Genomic DNA, 1,518 nt, shown 5'->3' with positions numbered 1-1,518 from the left:
TTTTTCACAGCTATTTTTTATAGTTGTAGAGAGAAGTAGACTGTGCGCTCCCTTGGATTTTAAATCCGTATTAAAAAACTAGTCAGCTTTACTCTCGCCTTTTGAAATTCGTTTGTAGTATGTTGGGCTCTTGAAGCCGTGTAGAGGAAAGTGAAATGAGAAAGGTTAAGTAAAGTTTCAGCTTCTCAAAACAATTAAGGAGGAATTTCGTGGATTATTTAGGCATTGATATTAGTAAAAGAACGAGCGTCATCGCACATTATTTTGAAGATAAATTCCAAAAGGAATTTACAATTCAGAATAATAAAAATGGTTATAATCAGTTACTTAAATACTTAAAAAAACTTGATCAACCTCAACTTATATTTGAATCTACCGGTGTGTATTCAAGAGGTATAGTTCAATTTTGTCAGGTTAACCATGTGAAGTATATTGAAATGAATCCATTAGAAGCCAAATTTAGAACTAGTTCTTTAAGATCTTGGAAAACAGATCAGGCTGACGCTCACAAATTGGCTCAATTAGCGCCGAATCTAGGACAAATGGACAACTCTACTACACATGATTCAATATTCTTTGAATTAAGAGAACGTGCTCGTTTTCATCTAGAAATTGATAATGACCAAAATCGTCTTAAGGTTGAGATTGTTGAACTATTACATCAAACATTTCCTGGTTTAGAAAAATTATTTAGTAATCGATATTCAATTATTGCACTCAATATCGCAGAAATTTTTACGCATCCAGATATGGTTATTGATTTAGATGAAGACACACTTATTACACATATATTGGATTCTACAGACAAAGGTCTATCAACGGGCAAAGCCAAAAATTATGCACATCAATTAGTAAATATTGCTTCAGAAAGTTACCCCAATGTCGATAGACATTCGTTTCTAGTTGAAAAAGGACGCTTACTTATCCAACAATTAAAATCATCTATACAGCGTCTTAAGCAATTAGATAAGGACATGATTCAATTAGCACAACAACTTGATTGTTTTGAAAGTATCCTTTCGACACCTGGTATTGGTAAGCTGAGTGCAGCTATGATAATTGGAGAAATTGGTGATATTACACGCTTTAAATCAAATAAACAACTCAATGCTTATGTAGGTATTGATATCAAACGATATCAATCAGGTGGGACACACAGTAGAGATACAATCAACAAGCGTGGTAATAAAAAAGCGAGAAAACTTTTATTTTGGGTGGTTATGAATATTCTAAGGGGACAACATCATTATGATAATCATATTGTCGATTATTATTACAAACTAAGAAAGCAGCCTAATGAGAAACCTCATAAGACTGCCGTCATCGCATGTATAAATCGATTATTAAAAACAATTCATTTTCTAGTAACGAACCAGAAAATGTACGATTATCAAATGGCCCCTCATTAGCCAAATATATAATCAGATATAGTTTAACACCTTATTCAAAAAATTCAAATTGAACGGTTTAGTTAAGTAATGCTTATTTTAATGATAAGTACTTGACTAATCGTAGGAA

General features: G+C 32.4%; 1 protein-coding gene. It reads left to right on the top strand.

Annotated features, from left to right (window positions below; translation table 11 throughout):
• Positions 1–209 precede the first annotated feature (209 nt).
• Entirely contained in the window at positions 210–1,409 is a 1,200-nt protein-coding gene (locus KA878_RS09215) for an IS110 family RNA-guided transposase (protein WP_210130321.1), read from the top strand.
• Positions 1,410–1,518 lie beyond the last annotated feature (109 nt).

Origin of the sequence: Staphylococcus sp. GDY8P57P (genome assembly GCF_017892585.1) — a bacterium.
In the GTDB taxonomy this organism is placed as follows: Bacteria; Bacillota; Bacilli; order Staphylococcales; family Staphylococcaceae; genus Staphylococcus; species Staphylococcus borealis.
The sequence above is the reverse complement of the archived record's forward strand: the minus strand, read 5'-3'. Positions and strand labels throughout refer to the sequence as shown.